Origin of the sequence: Micromonospora sp. NPDC023737 (genome assembly GCF_040639715.1) — a bacterium.
In the GTDB taxonomy this organism is placed as follows: Bacteria; Actinomycetota; Actinomycetes; order Mycobacteriales; family Micromonosporaceae; genus Micromonospora.
This window is the reverse complement of record NZ_JBFAAL010000016.1, coordinates 82,513-100,673: the sequence shown is the minus strand read 5'-3', so window position 1 is coordinate 100,673 and position 18,161 is coordinate 82,513. Positions and strand designations below refer to the sequence as shown.

Here is an 18,161-nt window from a genome sequence, read left to right as displayed (position 1 = left end):
GTCACCAATTCAACCGAACTAATTCACCTGGCTTAACCACCGGTTAGGGAGTCCCCCGATGAAGCTGAGAGCCGTCCCCCGCCTCGCAGCTGTCTTCGCCATCAGCGTGGCCACGATGCTCAGTGGATGCAGCGCTGGAGCCGGCAAGGGCAGTGCATCGAACGACACCACCTGGAAGGTAGGTGTCATGCCCTGCACGAGCGACTGCGGCTTCTTGCGCATGGCGCAGGCAAAGGGCTTTTACAAGAAGCAGGGCGTCAACGTCGAGTTCGTCGAGCTCAAGAGTGCGGAGCAGGTCTACCCGGCGCTGGCTTCCGGCGAGGTCGACGCCATCGAGCAGAGCCCCGGCGGACTCTACATCGCCGCGCAGCGAGGAGGCCTCGACGCGAAGGTGATCGGTTCCTCGATGGAGGGCAACCCTTTCGCGATCTTCGCCAATAAGAAGTACGACTCTCTGTCGGACCTCAAGGGTAAGAGCGTGGGCATCTCGTCGCCGACAGGACTTCCAGCGCTCGTTGCCAAGCTGATGCTGAAAGACGCCGGCGTCGACTGGACGTCGGTCCGGACGGTGAACGCGGGCGGCAACCCCGACCGATACCGGGCCGTGGTGGCGGGCACGGTTGACGCGACGGCCGATGCCACGGACTACATCCCGCGGGCCGAGAAGGACGGCGTGAACGTCCTCGGCCTCTCCGCCGACATCATCCCCGACTATCCGCGCTTCATGATCATAGCTCGCGAGGACAGCCTCAAGAAGAAGGGCGAGCTGGCCACCGGGTACCTGGCCGGCCTGATCGAGGGTCTGCGGTACGCGTACGAGCACCCGGACGAAGCCAAGAAGGTCTCCGCGGAAGCGCTGAAGTTGAGCCCGGACGACCCCATGGTCACGTTCACCCACGACGTCATCGTCGAGAAGAAGCTGGTCGACCCCGACGGCGGCATCGACATGAACAAGCTCGAGTACCTGGAGAAGGTGCTACAGGATTCCGGTGATCTCAAGAAGTCGATCGATGTGAAGTCCCTCGTCGACGACTCGTACCAGCAGGCCGCGCTGAAGCGTTTGGAGGGCTGACGCCATGCAGGCAAGCAGCACCGTCGGGAAGACGCAGGCAAGCCTTCCGACAACTCCACCGGCCAGGTCGCAGCCGAGGGTCGTCATCGACAGCGTCTGCAAGGAGTTCACCGTCTCGGATCGCAAGGGAAGTCGGCCCCTGAAGGCCCTGGACCAGGTGTCGTTGTCAATCAACGACGGCGAGATCGTCGCCCTGACCGGCTTGAGCGGGTGCGGCAAGACCACCTTGCTGCGCATCATCATGGGGCTGGAGCGGGCGACGAGCGGCACCGTGACGGTGGGCGACAAGGTAGTCACTGGTTGCGGCTATGACCGCGGTCTGGTCTTCCAGCACGCCGAGCTCTTCCCGTGGCGGACGGCCCTTCAGAATGTCGAGTTCGGGCTCGAGGTGAAGGGCGTGCCGAAGGCCGAGCGTCGACGGATCGCCCGCGAGAAGCTCGAACTCGTGGGCCTGGGCGCGGCGATGGACCGGCGCCCCAACCAGCTTTCCGGTGGCATGAAGCAGCGTGTCGGTCTGGCCCGCGCGCTCAGCATCGAGCCGCAGGTGCTTCTCATGGACGAGCCCTTCGGAGCGCTGGACGCGCAGACCCGCGAGGGCCTCCAGCTCGAGGTGCTGCGCGTTCACCGCGAGACCGGCAAGACAATCATCTTCGTCACGCACGACCTGGACGAAGCCGTTCTGCTCGCGGACCGGGTCGTGCTGATGTCGCCGAACCCAGGCCGTGTGGATCACATCTTCGACATCCCGATTTCCGGGCCACGCGAGGACCTGTTCGCGATCCGCGGTCTCGACGAATTCGCCCACACGAGGTACGAGATCTGGCGCCGGCTCATGGCCCGGGTCCACGAGAACGGTGAGACGCCGCACGGCATCGACTCGCAGGGCCGCGATCGAGGAGGGGACCGATGACTTCCCTAGCGCAAAAGCGCACATCCACCCGCCAGGGACCCGGCCCCACCTCTCTCGCGAAGCGGCGGGGGGCCCCGCGCGGCCGACACACCTACACGATGGTGACCATCGCCTCCCTGTTGGTCCTCCTAGCGGCGTGGGAGATCTTCGGGCGACGGATGAACCCGATCTTCGCCTCGTACCCGACGGCCATCGCCGTCTCGTTCCGCGATCAGATCGCCGACGGGACGCTCGTCACGGCACTGCTCGACAGCCTCAAGCCACTGCTGTTCGGCTACCTGATCGCTGCTGTCGCCGGCATCCCCATCGGCCTGCTGCTCGGCCGGTACCGGGCCGTGCAGGCGGCCCTCGGCATCTATGTGACGGGCGGCTACGCCATGCCGATGGTGGCGTTCATCCCCCTGCTGATCCTCTGGTTCGGACTCGGCTTCACCGTCAAGGTGGCGGTCGTCGTGGTGATGACGGTCTTCCCGATCGTGATCAGTACCTGGGCCGGGGTGAACGCCGTCTCCAGGCCCCTCCTCGAGGTCGGCAAGTCCTTCATGGCCAGCGAGACCGCCATCATGCGGAAGATCATCCTGCCCGCGACGGTGCCTCACATCATGACGGGCCTACGCCTGGGCATCGGACGCGCCGTCATCGGCATCGTGATTGCCGAGTTCTTCACCTCGATCGGTGGACTCGGCGGTTTGATCATCAACGCCGGCCAGCGGTTCGACACATCGGCGCTGTTCGTCCCGGTGGTCGTCCTGATGGTGCTCGGCATCGGTCTGACGCGGGGGGTCGGCTGGCTCGAGTCGCGGGTCGCCCCTTGGTACGCCGGCGTCAGCGGCGGGCGGGACCCGGAGTGACCGCCGCGATCCACATCGACGTACTGGAAGGCCTGCTCGACGAGCATGAGCGCGCGATCTTCGAAGCGGCAGGCTACGGACAGCGCGCCGGCTTCGGCGAGCGCCCGGTCCTGCTGGTCGTCGACGTCAACTACAACTTCTGTGGCGACCGCCCCGAGCCGATCCTGGACTCCATCAGGTCGTGGCGCAACAGCTGCGGCGAGCGTGCCTGGGACGCGCTGCCGGACATCGGCAGGCTCACCGCTGCCGCTCGGCAGCGCGGGGTCCCGGTCATCTACAGCACGGGCCAGGATCCCCGTCCCGACGGACTGGACTCCGGCCGCTGGGCGGACAAGAACCGCCGGCGAGCTGAGGACGCAGTCCTCAGACGGGGGCGTGGCAACCAGATCATGGAGCAGATAGCTCCGCAGGATCCCGACATCGTCATCTCGAAGCCGAAGCCCAGCGCCTTCTTCGCCACACAACTCAACAGTCTGCTGGTGCAGCTGAAGGCCGACTCCGTCCTGGTGTGCGGCGCCACGACCAGTGGCTGCGTGCGGGCCACCGTCATCGACGGGTTCTCCAACAACTACCGGATGGCCGTGGTCGCCGACTGCACCTTCGACCGCGTGCAGCTTTCGCACCGCGTGAACCTGCTGGACATGCATCAGAAATACGCCGACGTGGTGACCCTCGACGAGACCCTCGAGTTCCTGGACTCGCTCCCGGACGGGCTCTTCCCGTGGTTCTCTCCGGCCCGAACGAAAGAGTGTGGATGACATGGGGCACGTGATCGTCGTCGGCGGGGGCCCGGTCGGTGTCGTGGCCGCCCTCGCCGCCTCGCGAAGCGGCTTCGAGGTGACCGTGCTGGAGGCCGCGCAGCAGGTCCTGGACGACCCGCGAGCCTCCACCCTGCACCCCTCGACCCTCGAGATGCTCGACGACCTGGGCCTGGTCGACGAGTTGATCAGCGTCGGCCTGCTCGCCCGTCACTTCGACTTCTGGGACAAGCCGAGCCGGAGTCTCGTTGCACGGCTCGACCACGACGTCCTTCGCGACGAAACGAGGTTCCCCTTCGTCGTGCAGACCGAGCAGCACAAGCTCGCCCGCATCGGCCTGCAAAAGCTCGCGGAGATGCCGAACGTCGACGTGCGGCTAGGCTGCACATTCACGAATCTGGAGCAGACGGCCGACTCCGTCGTCGTCCATGCGCAGGCCGCCGACGGGCCAGTCCGACTCACGGGCGACTGGGTCATCGGGTGCGACGGCGGCCGCAGTGCGGTGCGCAAGGGGCTCGGCATCGAGTTCGAGGGCTACACCTGGCCGGAGCGGTTCGTGGTGCTGACCACCCTCTTCGACTTCGCCGATGCCATGTCCTGCAGCTACCGCAGCTACTTCGCGGACCCGTTCGAGTGGTCGAACCTCTTCAAGGTCGCAGGCGAGGACCTGAAGGGACGCTGGCGGGTCGTACTTCCCACATCGGTCGGGGAGTCCGACGAACAGGCACTTAGCGACGAGGCGTCCATGCAGCGGCTCGAGCGTATCTGTCCCGGCGCGTCGCAGGGTGAGATCGTGCACCGCAAAATTTACCGGGTGCATCAGCGCGTGGCGGCCCGGTTCAGGGTCGGCAGGGCCTTCCTCGCCGGCGACGCGGCCCACGTGAACAACCCGATCGGTGGCCTCGGGCTCAATTGCGGAATCCACGACGCCGTCGAGCTCCTCGAGGCGTTGGACAACTTCCGCGGTTCCCGCAACGAGGACGTGCTCGACGCCTACGAAAGCCGCCGGCGGGACCTCAACATCCGCTATGTACAGCAGCAGACCGTGAGCAACAAGAAGCGCCTCGAGGAGAAGGACCCGGTCGTGCGAGCCCAGCGCCTCGACGAGCTGCGCGCCATCGCGAGCAGCCCAGAGGCGCAGCGGACGTTCCTGCGCAGGACGTCCCTGCTCGAGAGCGTGCGAGAGCCGCACGCGAGCGCATGAGAGGGCACGGCCGCACTGCGTCGACCGCCTATGAACCGGTCCTCGCCGGCTACCTCGCGCTGGGCATGGGGGTCGGTCCGCTCACGCACTACGCCCTGAGCGCGCTGGGTCCCTTGGTCGTCTCCGACCTCGGGTTGTCGGCGACCGAGTTCGGCGGCCTCTGGCTTGTCGCCTTCGGTACCGCAGCCGCCAGCACCCCCGGGTTCGGGCGGCTCACCGACCACCTCGGTGCCCAACGGATGCTTCGGCTCACCTTCGTCTGTGCCGGGGCGGCCATGGTGGCCGTGAGCATGTCGCACTCGCTGGTCCCACTGGTGCTCGGCGTGGGTCTCGCCGGCATGGCGGTGGCCACCTCCAACCCTGCGACGAACCTCGCGGTGGCCGGCACGGTGACCGTCGGGCGACAAGGGCTCGTCGTTGGAGCGAAACAGTCAGGAGTGCAGGCAAGCCAACTGCTGGCGGGTCTCGCGCTCCCAGGACTGGCCGTGATGCTCGGCTGGCGCGTTGCGATTCTGCTCTGCGGGGTGTTGGCGGTCCTCGGGTTCGCGGCCACCCGGTGGGTCGTAGGCCCCGCGGCTCCACGCGCCGCGCGGGCCGGCGTCCCACGTGCGGCCATGGACCCCAGTGTGTGGTGGTTGACCATCTACGCGCTGGTGACCGGTGCCGCCATCCAGGCAACGAACGTGTACCTGCCGCTCTATGCCCACGACGTGCTCGGCCACTCGGTGAGCGAGGCCGGGCTGGTCTCGGCCACCCTTGGCGGGACCGGCGTGCTGGCACGGCTTGTTTGGGGGCGGGTGATGGACCGCATCCTCGATACGCCGTCGCTTCTGACCGGGCTGGCGGTCCTGACGGGCGTGGGCTTGGCGGTATGCGGTCTCGCCGCCGCCGTCAGTGGCCTGATGGTCTGGGTGGGCGCCGCGATCTTCGGAGCCAGTGCGTTGGCTGCGAACGTCGTGATCATGATGACGGTGGTGCGCAACGCGCCCAGCGGCTCGGTGGGCCGCGCCACCGGTTGGACCTCACTGGGGCTCTATGCCGGTTTCATGGTCGGGCCGCTCACTTTCGGCATGTTCGTCGACTCGCCGGCCGGCTACGGCGGCGCGTGGTCGTACCTGTGCGCCCTCACGGTAGTACTCGTTGTCATCACGGCCTGCTGGAAGCGGTTCGGTAGGCGTGGCCACGACGCCAGTGGGTCCGAGGCCGCTCGGGTCGGTGCCGACGGTACGCGAGGAGCCGCCTAGAGCCGCTTTCTTAACACAACGACACACAACAATACCAAGGAGCTGCAGCTGTGAGCGCAGTACTTCTCGCGGTCCTCCGCCCGAAGGCCGACGACATCGACGACTTTTTCACGTGGTACGAGGCCGAGCACGTCACCGGACGATTGGCGATGCCGGGCTTTCTCGACGCCCATAGGTACGTCTCCGAAGACGATCATGACATGGGTCTGCTGATCTACGACCTTGAGAGTCTGGATGCGCTGAGCACAGAGGCGTATCGAGCCCTGCAGGGCAGGACGGCCGCGACCACGCAGACGCGGATGGGGGGACTGGACCAATTCGTCAGGGTCACCGGGGACGTCATCCAGGAGCACGGCGACGTCAAAACCGGGGCCCCACTGCTCTTCGTCGTGGCGTTCTCGGCACCGCGGAGCGACCTTAACGAGCTCGACGCGTGGTACCGCGAGGAACACGCACCCATGCTCCTCAAGGCCGCGGCCTGGCGCGGAGTCAGCCTGGTCGATGTGACGGAATCCAACACTCCGTGGACGCGGGTGGCGATCCACCGGCTCGCCGATGCGTCTGCGCTCGAATCGCCGGAGCGCCGTGCAGCGGGGGAAACGTTGCGGCGACAGCAGCTTGCCGCGCGACCGTGGTTCAACGCCAGCACCCGCTACACCGTCAGGGCCGTGGATCGTCTGAACCCCGCGTCAAGGAATCGCCAGACGGGCAAATGTTAGCCCTGGGGAGCCTCCGATAAAGTTAGCAGGGCGCCCCAGGAGGCGAATTTGACGCCTGGCCGCGCATTCGCGATCGCGCACGTGTATGGACACGTGCGCGACCGACCGGCCACGATTTTAAGAAGCGTAGGTATTGCAGTGGCTCGTCGATCAGTACGGAACCCAGGGCACGTAGGCCGCGGCGTCGCCGCCACCATCTCCGCGCTCAGGGGCGGCCCTGGAGGGGAACCCGCGGAGGTGGATGCCTACTTCGAGGGGGTCGCACGCGCTCGCTACATCATCCGGCGCACCTTCCGGATTTTCGATGAAGTGGCCCGCAACTCGGATCTCGAGCCGTTGCAGCACCAGGCGCTCATTCAGATCCTCGGTGGCGGCGTGACCGAGGGAGCCCTGCCGGTGAGCCGGATCGCTGAGCGTCTCAACGTCACGAGTGCCTTCGCGTCCCGGCTCGTCCAAGACCTCGAGGCCAAGGAGTTGGTCGTCCGGCGTCCCTCGGAGGTGGACCGCCGGGTCATCCTGGTGGAGGCGACTGCGCACGGGCGCCGGTGTCTCACGAGGGTGTCCGACGGTGTCCGGCGCGACGTGGCCTACTTCCAGTCGCACCTGACGGAGGAAGACCGCGCGGCTGCCCTGACTGTCATGGCGTTCTACGTCGGCGTGCCGCTCAACGCCGACGACCAGGAGTCCATCAGGAGCCTCGTCCAGTCGGCCATCGACGCACAGGAAGAAGCGGCCGGGAGTTGAGTGTTCCGGCCCGCGATCTTGGTGAAGCGGGCTGGCGGCTGGTCGAGCGCCGAGCGCGGCGCGAGCCTGCTGTTGTAGACGTGTAGCGGGCGGGCGCGGCGGCGCTCGGGCGATCTGCGAGCGAGTCGGCTTGGTGTAGGCCGTTTCGGGGGCGCCGGCGTGATCGCCCCGCCCCGCGGGCGCCCGTGAACGTGTCACCCGCCGCCAAACGTTGGCGCATGCGAGAGCTCGGCCCGCCGCACAGCCGTCTCGTCGCTCCTTGCCCCTTGACCCTCCTCAGCCATTTATTTAATCTAGGTAACGTATAAAGGTCAGTGATTTCCTCCATAGGAGCGCTGGATGACCCATGCAACGAAGGACACCGAGGTTCTCATCGTCGGTGCAGGAGCGGGTGGCCTGATCCTCGCCCTCAGCCTCAAGGAGATCGGCATACAGTGCCGCGTGTACGACGCGGTGCCCGAGCTGACGGCCGTGGGTGTCGGTATCAACCTGCTACCGCACGCCGTTCGTGAACTCGACGAACTCGGCCTGGTGCCGGCGCTCGACGAAGTCGGTATCCGCACCAGGGACGCGTCCTACTACAACCGGTTCGGTCAGCACATCTTCACCGAGCCCGCAGGTGAAGCGGCCGGCTACCCGTGGCCGCAGTTTTCTCTTCACCGCGGTGACATGCAGATGGTGTTCCTGAAAGCCGTACGCGAGCGGCTCGGCGAGGACAGCGTCGTCACCGGTCACCGGCTCACCCACGTCGACCTCGGTGACGACATGGTCACCGCCCACTTCATCGGGCCGAACGGCGAGGATCTTCCCTCGGTCCGCGCCTCCGTCCTCGTCGGGGCCGACGGCATCAAGTCCGCGCTGCGCAAGCAGTTCTATCCGGACGAGGGTGACCCCATCTACTCCGGCCTCACCATCTGGCGCGGGGCGACCCCCATGCCGCCCTTCCTGAGCGGGGCCAACACCGTCCGCATGGGCTGGATGAGCGTCGGCAAGCTCATGGTCTACCCGATCAGGAACAACATCGACGGCCAGGGCAACCAGCTGACGAACTTCGTCGCGACCCTGGAGCGGCCTCGACCCGACCTGTACGACTGGAACGCCAAGGGCAGGCTCGAGGACTTCTTCCCGGTCTTCAAGGACTGGCACTTCGACTTTTTGGACGTGCCCGGCATGCTCCAGAAGACCGACCCGATTCTGATCTACCCCATGGTGGACCGCGACCCGCTTCCCACGTGGACCTTCGGTCGCGCGACGTTGCTGGGTGACGCCGCCCACCCGATGTACCCGCGAGGCTCAAACGGCGCAGGCCAGGCGATCCTCGACGCGCGGTACCTCGCCGGCAGCTTCAAGCGCCATGGCGTGACCGACGAGGCCCTCCACGAGTACGACGTCACGCGTGTCGAGGCAACGGGCAAGGTCGTCCGCATGAACCGGGCCAACCCGCCGGACGCGATCCTGCGCGAGGTGCACGAGCGCAGCGGCGACAAGCCGTTCGAGCGCCTGAGCGACATTGTCTCCGACGAGGAGCTGCGTGCGATCACGGAGCGGTACAAGACCGTCGCGGGCTTCCAAGTCGACCAGCTGAAGCGGAGGGGGTCGCTCGTATGACAAGCACGGTCATGACCATCCCCGGTCTCGTGGTTCCCCCGCTGACCCCGTTCACCGCAGAGCTGACCGTGGACTACGACGCGCTGAAGCACGGTGTCGACTATGTGGTGAAGGACTGTGACGCCGCCATGGTGATCGCGGCGGGCGTGGAGGCGCAGGAATACCAGTACCTCGACCTCCCGCAGCGGCGGGAGCTGATCCGCAGAACGGTCGAGTTCGTCGATCGGCGCCGGCCGGTCGTGGTCGGCGTCTCCCACCCGTCGTTCAAGGTCAGTGTCGACCTCGCTCACTTTGCCGAGGAGCTGGGCGCGAGCGCCGTGCAGCTGCTGGCGCCGCTGCGGCCCTTCGGCGGCGAGCCTTCACCCCGGGATTTGGAGCGTTATGTCGACGCCGTGGCCGCCGAGACATCGTTGCCGCTCATGCTCTACCTCAACGCCGGGGCCGGAGCCACCGTGTCTCCCGAAGCGACCATCGCGTTGGCGAGCCGGGACAGCATCCGGTTCGTCAAGGAGAGCTCGCGCGATCTCTCGAGGGTGGCGCGGCTGATCGAAGAGATCGACCAGGGAGGCCTGGCGCACTACTTCACCACGGTGCAGATGATGCTGATCAGCCTCCAGCTCGGCGGATCCGGTGTGACGCTGCCGCCGCCCGTCGCGAAGATCGCATCGCTGCTCCTGCAGGCGTTCCTCAAGGGCGACGTTGCCGAGGCGGTACGGCTGCAACGGCAGTTCTCGCTGTATCCGGCGAAGTGGATGCGGTACGGCCTGACGTCAACAATGAAGGCGTCGCTGAATCTTCTGGGCGTACCGGCCGGTGATCCCTACCCGCCTTACTCGCCGGTGGCCGGGACGGACCTCGACGACCTGCGTGCCCTCCTCGCGACAACCGACCTAGAGATAGTGGGGGAACTCTGATGCTGACCGTCATCAGGCTCGGACGAGACGACGCTGCCGTGCTCGTGGAGGGCGCCCGTCAGGCCGCCGTCGATCTCGGCATCCCGATGAGCATCGCGGTGACCGACGAGAGCGGACACTTGATCATGTTCGAGCAGATGGACGGCGCCAAGGTGAGCAGCATCGCCACCGCGATCGACAAGGCCTTCACCGGTGCCACCGCTCGCAAGGGGACGCACATCTACAACCAGCTCTGTGTGCCCGGAGAGCCGACCTTCGGCATCCACAACACCAACGGCGGTCGATTCTCGGTTATCGGCGGTGGGCTCCCCGTCGTCGTCGACGACCAGGTGGTCGGCGGCATCGGCATCAGCTCCGGCACCGCCGGCGAAGACCTCGAGGTAGCCCAGGCTGCCGTCAACCACTTCATGAAGTTCCATGCCGAGCGTGGTTGAGCGCCCCGGCACCCTGCAAATTATGGACGGTGCCACGGAGGCGGCTCACCTTCTGTTGTCCTCCGTGCCCACCGGGTCGTTCATCGACGGCGCGTGGGTCAGCACGGACGCCACATTCAAGGTGTGGGATCCGTCCACGGGCGAACCGCTCGCCGCGGTGACCGATGCCGGTCCGGAGCACGGCATGGAGGCCTTGGCCGCGGCGTCGCGAGCCCAGCACCACTGGGCCGCCGTTCCATCACGGACCCGGGGCGAGATCCTGCGCAGGGTGCACGACCTGCTCTGCGAACGGGCCGACGACTTCGCCACGGTCATGGCACTTGAGATGGGAAAGACCATCTCCGAGGCCCGGGGCGAAGTCGGCTACGGCGCCGAGTTCTTTCGGTGGTTCTCGGAGGAGGCTGTCCGTGTCGGTGGCGAATATTCGCAATCGCCCACGGGCGGCAGCCGGATCCTCACCATACGACAGCCGGTCGGACCGGTTCTCGCCATCACGCCGTGGAACTTCCCGCTCGCCATGGGCGCCCGCAAGATCGCGCCCGCGTTGGCGGCCGGATGCACGGTCGTGGTCAAGCCTTCCGAACTCGCACCATTGACCACCCTTGCGCTGACGCAGGTCCTCGTCGATGCCGGCGTGCCCGACGGCGTGGTCAACGTCGTGACCACCAGCCGGGCCGGCGATGTCGCCGAGTCGGTCATCCGCGACCAGCGTCTGCGCAAGTTGACGTTCACCGGCTCAACGGTTGTCGGCAAGCGTCTGATCGCCCAGTCGGCGGACTCCGTGCTGCGCGTGTCCATGGAGCTCGGAGGAAACGCCCCGTTCATCGTCTTCGACGATGTCGACTTGGACGTTGCGGTGGAAGGCGCATTGCTGGCGAAGATGCGCAATGGCGGCCAGGCCTGCACCGCGGCGAACCGCTTCCTCGTGCACGAGGCCGTCGTCGAGCAGTTCTCGCACCGCCTAGCCGACCGCATGAGCGCTCTCCTCGTCGGATCAGCGACCGCCGAGGAGACACAGGCCGGTCCACTGGTCAGCGAAGCTGCAGTGCGGAAGGTGGAGCGGCTGGTGTCGGACGCGGCGAAGGAGGGAGCCCGGGTTCTGACCGGGGGCCGTCGTCTCGAGCGTGAGGGCTTCTTCTACGCGCCGACGGTTCTGGTCGACGTGCCGGTCGGCGCACGACTGCTGTCGGAGGAGATCTTCGGTCCGGTCGCTCCGATCACCAGCTTCTCCGACGACGAGCAGGCCGCAGCTCTCGCCAACGACACCGAATATGGTCTCGCTGCCTACATCTTCACCCGCGATCTGAACAAGGCGATCCGATTGGCCGAGCGGCTCGAAACAGGAATGGTGGGCATCAACCAGGGGGTGATCTCCAACCCGGCCGCGCCGTTCGGCGGCATGAAGGCGTCGGGCCTCGGTAGGGAGGGCGGAACCCAGGGAATCGAGGAATACCTCGAGAGTAAGTACGTGGGAATCGCCTTCTCCTAGCCTCACCCGCGATGTCTCGTGCGTTGCTCTGTCCGTGGGCGGACGACGTGGGAGAGACGACTGGCTGGTGGGCGCTGCTGCCAGCCGGGCTTCGTGAAGCCTCGACCCTCCGGCCATCAGATCAGGCACAACCTCAGGAGCGCTTGCCAGCCGTCGCGGTAGCGCACACCGCGAGGCTGAAGTCGGATCTGCTCGTACATCGTTGCGGAGACCGGCTCGGTTCGGATCTCCCGGGCCGGTAAACCACGACACAGTCGGCCACCACCAGCCGCAGGAGCGAGCCCGGCCGGCCCACGCCCCGAGGTGTTCGGCCTCGTCCGGGCCGCGCCGGCAAGGCCCAGTCGATGCAGCGTGTCGTAGTAGGCAACCCATGACGCGTCCTGCCGCCCGTACCGGCGAGCACGTGGAGCGCCAGCTCGGCCCTGGTTCTTTGGCCTTGCCCGCGCGCACCGGTGACAGTCCGTTACCGGGGTGAATGACACCCGCGCTCAGTGCGCCGCGCGGCGCCGGGCTGGCGCTGCTCCTGCTCCTGCGTCTGCGGCGAGGGGAGGGGAGGCCGAGAAGAATGGGGGAGAACGGCTCACCGAGCGACAGCACGCCGCCGTGTGCTGGCCACCGCCATCGGTTTGGGAGCGGTCGGGTACGCCGCTCAGCCGAGCCTGTTCTTCTCGGCCCTCCAGTTGATGGATGCCTCGATCTATCCCTGATCCCCTACACCTACCCCGTCTGTCACCGTGGTGAGTGCGGCTCTGCTCGGCCGAGACCGGCTGACACTGGGGCGCGTTGCCGCGCTGGCGGCCGCGTCCGGTGGAACACCCCTCGTCCTACTCGGCCCTGGCGGCATGAACTTTCCGCCCGCTCAAGGAGATGCTGGGCTTTTGGTCCCGCGACGGTCTACACGTATCGGCTCGGTTTGACGCGTGTCGCCTGGGCCGTCGTCGTGTCGACGCGTCAGACCGTAGCGGACCGCCGTCGGTCGAGGCAGGCGCCGGCCGTTCGAGGGATCGGCACGGATGGTCTCGACAACGGCGGTCCAATGGCCGGCCACGGTTGGAGCAACCCGGGCTAGTTCGGTCAGAGCCCCAGGCTCTTCAGCCAGCTCACTTCCGCTTCGAGTACTGCCTCGGGGTTCTCGTTGAGGCTGTGACTGCCGCCGGGGATTTCCACGAACTTGATGCTGGGGACCAGCGAGCCTTCGGAGTTGGCCTCGGCCAGCAGCCAGTTGGGCTCGAAGTCCCGAATGGTGGTGTCCTGGTCGCCACGCATCATGAGGATGGGGAAGGGAATGCGCTTGATCCAGTAGGTGCCGTCCGCGGCGCTAGTGGCCTCCCATCGGTATGACAGGAAGTGCTGCCCGGTCACCGGACCCGTCCGGCTCGGGCTCCCGCCTCCGCCGCGCATCTCGGTCGGCAGGATCTCATCAGCTCGTCCCGCGGCCAGAAACTGCATCGACTCGTCGAAGAGCTGATTGTAGTTCTGCTCGTCCTGAGTGAGGAGGTGACGCGACTTCCACGGCAGTTTCGCGAACATCGACGGCAGGATGACCCCGCGGATGCGGGGGTCCCAGTTGGTGGCGGCGTAGAACTGGACCTGGATGTTGCCGAGGCTGCGACCGTTCAAGACGATCTTCTTGTATCCCAAACCGACGGCGGTGAAGAACGCGGCCTCGATGTCCTTCCGGATGTCGAAGAAGTTGTCCGTCTCGCCGTGGTCGTCGTGCTGCCGGGTGTTGATCGCCAGTACGGCGTAGCCCGCCGCCGACAACCCGGGCATCTCGAATCCCAGATAGTTTCCGCCGCTGCCGTGGACCCTCAGCACCAGCGTGGTGTCGCTCGGCCTCTTGTTACGGGGTTCGAAGAGCACGGCGTCGACCTTGAAACCGTCGATGGCGTCGATAGTGAGGAACTGCTGCCGCGCGTTCTTCGGCGCCACGAAGTCGTCGGGCACCCAGCTGGGCCTGGAGGTCGTCCGGTAGGTGATCGCTGCGACGGATTCGCCGCCATGACCGGCTGCGGTCGGGCCCGCCTGGCCCTCGGGTTGGGGTTGGCCATGGGTGACGCCACCCGCTGCCATCGCCGGGCTCGCGGTGGCGCCAATCGCCGCCGCCGTAGCCGTTCCGGCGGCCGCCCCGAGGAAACTCCGGCGGCTCAGATCGTGTGCTTTGCCCATTGTTCTCCTTTTTCCGTCCCTGGCACTCGCGCCAGGGGTGCGCGGACAGGCGGGAACGGATCTACAGGCCAAGCTCTCCGTGTTGCATCCGACGGATGTGGATCGTCGTCGGCTTTGGTGCTCGACTGTGGCGGTTGCAGGGCCTGGGGGCTGCCGGGTGGACGCCCTAGCGTTTGGGCGTTTGGCCACCGGGGTCACGTCGAGGTGTGACCTCCTTACGTAGATCCGATAGCGCTGACTCTACACTCAGATGTGGTACCTAGATCAATGACTTATATTATTGATCCTAGTTACGCTATGTTCGATGGTCGTCGTCAACCTTTCGCTGTCCTTTGCAGACGGCGATCGCAACTTCGGTCACGCTCCGAGTTCCACTACATCCACGCCGGACAGCTGTCGCCACGTGGTCGGGTTCGACGTGACCGATGACCCTGACCAAGCTGCTCGTCGGTTGGCGCATCCGGCCGCCGCTCGCGGACGCCCTGATCGGCTACACCCTGCTGCCGTTTGCGTACGCCCTGTCGTGGCTGCTGGCGGTGATCGGTGCCGCCCTCGGCGGCCCCGAGGTGTTCGGCAACGCGATTTTGATCGCGGTTGTCCCGCTGACCTTCGTGGCCAACACGTTCATCGCCACCGGCAACCCTGCCGCCGGCCCTGCGGGCGGTCGCGGAGTGGCACTCGGTCTTGGCGGTGGTGCAAACTGTCCGGGTCGACTTCGGCAACATCAGTCCCGCGATGGCGTCACCGCAGGCGTTGTCGCTCCGCCATCCGGTCGCGGCCACGCTGGCCTGGGTGGCGCTGACCCTGGCGGTCTGGCGCTGCCGCAAGGCGATCAGCCGATGACCCGTCCCAGTGGCGCGGTCCGAGGTTCCGCCGGACTCGGTCGAGCCGGTTTTCCCGGCGATCACCGCGGTTCCCGCTCGGCCCGGGTGGTCGCGCCGCCGTCGCCCTCAGCGCGGCGTGCACGAGGTCGGTACCGATGCCGGCTCCCCGCCGGCTGTCCGGCGCTTGACGTAGGTGCCCGCCGGCCCGCGCGCATGCGCCGGCCATGGGCGCATGCTCGACGTACTCGGGTGGTCACCGTACGCCGCGTTCGGCGCGCGCCGCCCGGTAGGGGCGCAGAGCCGCGACAGCTCGGCTGACGTGCTGCGTTGCATGATCACGACGATTGACGTAGCCGTGGGTCCGCCTTCCTCGACAACTGCAGCATGACGTCCCGCTTGTGCCGTCTTTAGTGTCATGTCCCGTGCGCTCTTCGGCTGCGCGGTGTCCAAGCTGCGCTGAGAGTCACCAAGGGAGAAATGCCAAGGGAGAAATGTGGTGAAAGCGAAGCCCCTCGTCGCGGGTGCAGTCGCTCTGGCGGCGGCTCTGGCAGTGCAGCTCGGTGGAGCCGGCACGGCATTTGCCGCCGGGCCGGGATCGAGCCCGTCGGACAACTCCGCCCACGGCGGGGCGGTCCTGGATGACGTCCACAATGAGCCGACGACCGCCGTCGCAGGCAACGTCACGTTCATCGACAACGTCAGGGGAGTCAGCGGCTACTCGGCGCTGAACTTCATCAACTACAACAAGTACGGCTACGACTTCATGTTCGCCAACGGCACCGGCGGTCTCGCCGTCTGGTCGCTGAAGGACCCCAAGCACCCGGCCCTGGTCTCGAAGATCACGGCGGCCGAGCTGCGCCTGCCGGGGGACACCCAGGACAGGTTCTGGGAAGGCGAGAACATGACCGTCGACCCGAAGCGCAAGCTGGTCTTCCTCACCCGGGACCCGCGTGGCTTCGGTGGCACCGTCTCGACCGGTCAGTCCGGCGTGTACATCGTCGATGTCAAGAATCCGTGGAAGCCGGAAGTCGTCACCTTCCACCCGATTCCGGCCGGGCACACGGCCACCTGCATCAACGACTGCAAGTACCTCTGGTCGGTCGGTCCGGCCAACACGGGGACACCAGGCCAGGACCCCTCCTGGAAGGGTGTGCCGGTGCGGGTGACCGACATCCACGACATCAAGCACCCGTACACCTTCGACCAGGCGGTCGATCTCGGCCGGCACGACGGGGTCACCGACTACGTGCACAGCGTCGACGTCGACAAGAACGGCATCGCTTGGGCCTCCGGTGAGGGTGGCGTACGCGGCTACTGGACCGAGGGCAGGCATTACGACCCGGTGCAGAAGCGCAACCGCGTCGCAACGGCGTACGACCCGGTGCCGTACGCAGGCGGGACCGTCGTGGCCACCAACCCGGAGGGCACTGAATTCTTCGACTTCTTCGACCACAACGCGTACCACAACACGGAGAAGGTCGGCGACTTCGACAAGGGCGAGCTGCTCTACATCACCAACGAGAACATCACGACCTGCTCTCGGGCGGGCGAGTTCAAGATCGCCTCGTTGAAGGGCAGCTACGACGGCGAGGGTTGGCGTTCCACGCCGGAGAACCCGTTCCGGCTGGACCTGATCAGCCACTGGTCGCCGTGGGGCAAGGAGGGCTCAGCCACCACCGGTAGCTGCTCCGCGCACTGGTTCACGGTGAACGGCAACATCGTGGCGCAGGGATGGTACGGGCAGGGCACCCGCTTCATCGACGTGTCGGACCCGAGGAACCCGACCCAGGTCGGCTACTTCCGGGTGCCGGCAGGGCAGGGTGTGACCGGCGGTTCGGCGTCGGCCGTCTACTGGCACAACGGGCTGGTCTACGTCGCGGACTACAACCGGGGCGTCGACGTCCTGCGGTTCGACGGCAAGCTGGCCGGCGCGCCGGACGACAAGATCTGTTGGAACTCGTGCGACAAGTAACCGTCTGAACGAAAGCACCGGCCCGAGCGCGGCGACCGCTGCGCCCGGGCCGGCTTTCGGTGGTGACGGATCTGGAGGTAGAACGGTGCGACGCAGAGGTGCCGTGCGCTCGGTCGCGCTGGGCGCGGCCGCGCTGGTGGTGAGCGGTCTACTCGGCGCGTGCTCCGGCTCGGACGAGGGCGGGGGCGCCCCGAAGCTGCGGGGCGAGATCACATTCGGGGTGCTGGCCCCGCTGTCCGGCGAGATGGCTGAGCGTGGGCAGGACCTCGTCGACGGGGCGCAGCTGGCTGCCGCTGAGCTCAACGATCAGGGCGGGGTTCTGGGGCGGCGGGTGAAGGTGGTCGTCGAGGACGGCGGCTGCACGCCGGCGAGCGGCGAGCAGGCCGTGACGGGGCTGGCCGCCAAGAAGGTCGTGGGGGTGGTCGGCGGGCTGTGTGAGGACGCGGCGGTGGCAGCGGCGAAGGCCGTGGCCGTGGCCGGCACACCGTTCCTGGTCTCCTCCGCCCGCGCCGACCGGCTGATCGAAGCCGGGGTGCCGTCGGTGTTCCCGATGGAGGCGACGGTCTATCAGGAGGCGCTGGCCGCGGTGCACTGGATGGGCTACCGGAGCACGCAGCAGGTGGCGGTGCTCGATGACGGCTCGCCGGCCGCACAGCGGCTGTCCGGCCTGGTGACCGATCGGATCAAAGCCGACGGCCTGCCGGTGAGCAGGCAGAGCACCAACGGTCCGGATCTTGCGAAGCTTGCCGGCACCGTCATCGCCTCCAAGGCGGACTTCGTCTACTGGACGGGGGCAGCGCAACCAGGTGGACGACTGGTGAGCGCACTACGCCAGGCCGGCTACACCGGCAATTTCATGGCCTCCTCCGAGTCGGACAGCCCCGAGTTTCTGCAGGCGGCCGGTGGGGCGGCCGAGGACGCATTCCTCACCACGGCCGCGGGCCCGAAGCTTCTCCCGACGGCCGCGGAGTGGGCTGCACGCTTCAAGGACCGCTACCGACGGGACCCGGGTCGTGACGCCATGCAGGCCTACGACGCGCTCCGCGCGCTGGCGCAGGCGGTGCGCCAGGCAGGGGACACGGCACCCTCGAAGGTCATCGACAACATCCCGCGGCTCGAGGACTTCACCACCTTCACCGGGGTGCTCCGCTTCGCCGCCGATCACTCGATGACGTACGACAACTACGTCATCGCCCAGGTCCGGGGCGGCACTTTCACCCTGGCCAGCAAGCTGCGTACGGACTAGCGG

General features: G+C 66.9%; 16 protein-coding genes. 15 read left to right on the top strand and 1 reads right to left on the bottom strand.

Annotated elements, in window-relative coordinates; all coding sequences use genetic code 11:
* Window positions 1-58 precede the first annotated feature (58 nt).
* From AB0F98_RS26405 to AB0F98_RS26350, 12 genes are all read left to right on the top strand, one after another.
* A complete protein-coding gene (locus AB0F98_RS26405) occupies window positions 59-1,072 on the top strand; it encodes an ABC transporter substrate-binding protein (RefSeq protein ID WP_357740425.1) in 1,014 nt (337 codons plus the stop codon).
* A 4-nt stretch (window positions 1,073-1,076) separates the two neighbouring features.
* Window positions 1,077-1,982 (top strand): ABC transporter ATP-binding protein, encoded by a 906-nt coding sequence (locus tag AB0F98_RS26400; protein WP_357740422.1) that lies wholly within the window; start codon window positions 1,077-1,079, stop codon window positions 1,980-1,982.
* Window positions 1,983-2,080: 98 nt separating this feature from the next.
* Window positions 2,081-2,833, top strand: a complete 753-nt coding sequence (locus tag AB0F98_RS26395; protein ID WP_357740420.1) for an ABC transporter permease — start codon at window positions 2,081-2,083, stop codon at window positions 2,831-2,833.
* Window positions 2,830-3,591, top strand: a complete 762-nt coding sequence (locus tag AB0F98_RS26390; protein WP_357740418.1) for an isochorismatase family protein — start codon at window positions 2,830-2,832, stop codon at window positions 3,589-3,591. The genes AB0F98_RS26395 and AB0F98_RS26390 overlap by 4 nt, the downstream gene beginning before the upstream one ends.
* A gap of 10 nt (window positions 3,592-3,601) precedes the next feature.
* Window positions 3,602-4,795: an NAD(P)/FAD-dependent oxidoreductase gene (locus tag AB0F98_RS26385; protein WP_357740415.1), complete on the top strand. Its 1,194-nt coding sequence runs from the start codon at window positions 3,602-3,604 to the stop codon at window positions 4,793-4,795.
* Window positions 4,792-6,039: an MFS transporter gene (locus AB0F98_RS26380; protein ID WP_357740412.1), complete on the top strand. Its 1,248-nt coding sequence runs from the start codon at window positions 4,792-4,794 to the stop codon at window positions 6,037-6,039. Before AB0F98_RS26385 ends, AB0F98_RS26380 begins: the two co-directional genes overlap by 4 nt.
* A 50-nt stretch (window positions 6,040-6,089) precedes the next feature.
* Window positions 6,090-6,758 carry a hypothetical protein gene (locus AB0F98_RS26375; RefSeq protein ID WP_357740409.1) on the top strand — a complete coding sequence of 223 codons (669 nt, stop codon included), beginning with the start codon at window positions 6,090-6,092 and terminating at the stop codon, window positions 6,756-6,758.
* 237 nt (window positions 6,759-6,995) lie between these two features.
* The gene (locus tag AB0F98_RS26370) at window positions 6,996-7,502 is read left to right on the top strand and encodes a MarR family winged helix-turn-helix transcriptional regulator (protein ID WP_357740406.1); all 507 of its coding nucleotides are present in this window, start codon (window positions 6,996-6,998) and stop codon (window positions 7,500-7,502) included.
* Window positions 7,503-7,841: 339 nt separating this feature from the next.
* On the top strand, window positions 7,842-9,110 hold the full coding sequence (locus AB0F98_RS26365; RefSeq protein ID WP_357740403.1) for a flavin-dependent oxidoreductase: 1,269 nt from the start codon (window positions 7,842-7,844) through the stop codon (window positions 9,108-9,110).
* Between the two features lie 29 nt (window positions 9,111-9,139).
* The gene (locus AB0F98_RS26360) at window positions 9,140-10,024 is read left to right on the top strand and encodes a dihydrodipicolinate synthase family protein (RefSeq protein WP_357740400.1); all 885 of its coding nucleotides are present in this window, start codon (window positions 9,140-9,142) and stop codon (window positions 10,022-10,024) included.
* A complete protein-coding gene (locus tag AB0F98_RS26355; protein WP_357740397.1) occupies window positions 10,024-10,458 on the top strand; it encodes a heme-binding protein in 435 nt (144 codons plus the stop codon). Before AB0F98_RS26360 ends, AB0F98_RS26355 begins: the two co-directional genes overlap by 1 nt.
* A complete protein-coding gene (locus tag AB0F98_RS26350; RefSeq protein ID WP_357740394.1) occupies window positions 10,451-11,947 on the top strand; it encodes an NAD-dependent succinate-semialdehyde dehydrogenase in 1,497 nt (498 codons plus the stop codon). Before AB0F98_RS26355 ends, AB0F98_RS26350 begins: the two co-directional genes overlap by 8 nt.
* Window positions 11,948-13,021: 1,074 nt before the next feature.
* Here the strand turns inward: AB0F98_RS26350 and AB0F98_RS26345 are convergent.
* Window positions 13,022-14,116, bottom strand: a complete 1,095-nt coding sequence (locus AB0F98_RS26345) for an alpha/beta hydrolase (protein WP_357740391.1) — start codon at window positions 14,114-14,116, stop codon at window positions 13,022-13,024.
* A gap of 690 nt (window positions 14,117-14,806) precedes the next feature.
* Here AB0F98_RS26345 and AB0F98_RS26340 point away from each other — a divergent pair.
* The 3 genes from AB0F98_RS26340 (at window position 14,807) to AB0F98_RS26330 (ending at window position 18,158) form a co-directional block, all read left to right on the top strand.
* Window positions 14,807-14,959: a hypothetical protein gene (locus tag AB0F98_RS26340; protein ID WP_357740388.1), complete on the top strand. Its 153-nt coding sequence runs from the start codon at window positions 14,807-14,809 to the stop codon at window positions 14,957-14,959.
* A gap of 477 nt (window positions 14,960-15,436) precedes the next feature.
* Window positions 15,437-16,912, top strand: coding sequence for a hypothetical protein (locus tag AB0F98_RS26335; RefSeq protein WP_357740386.1), 1,476 nt, complete (start codon window positions 15,437-15,439; stop codon window positions 16,910-16,912).
* Between the two features lie 85 nt (window positions 16,913-16,997).
* Window positions 16,998-18,158: a branched-chain amino acid ABC transporter substrate-binding protein gene (locus AB0F98_RS26330; protein ID WP_357740383.1), complete on the top strand. Its 1,161-nt coding sequence runs from the start codon at window positions 16,998-17,000 to the stop codon at window positions 18,156-18,158.
* Window positions 18,159-18,161: the final 3 nt, after the last annotated feature.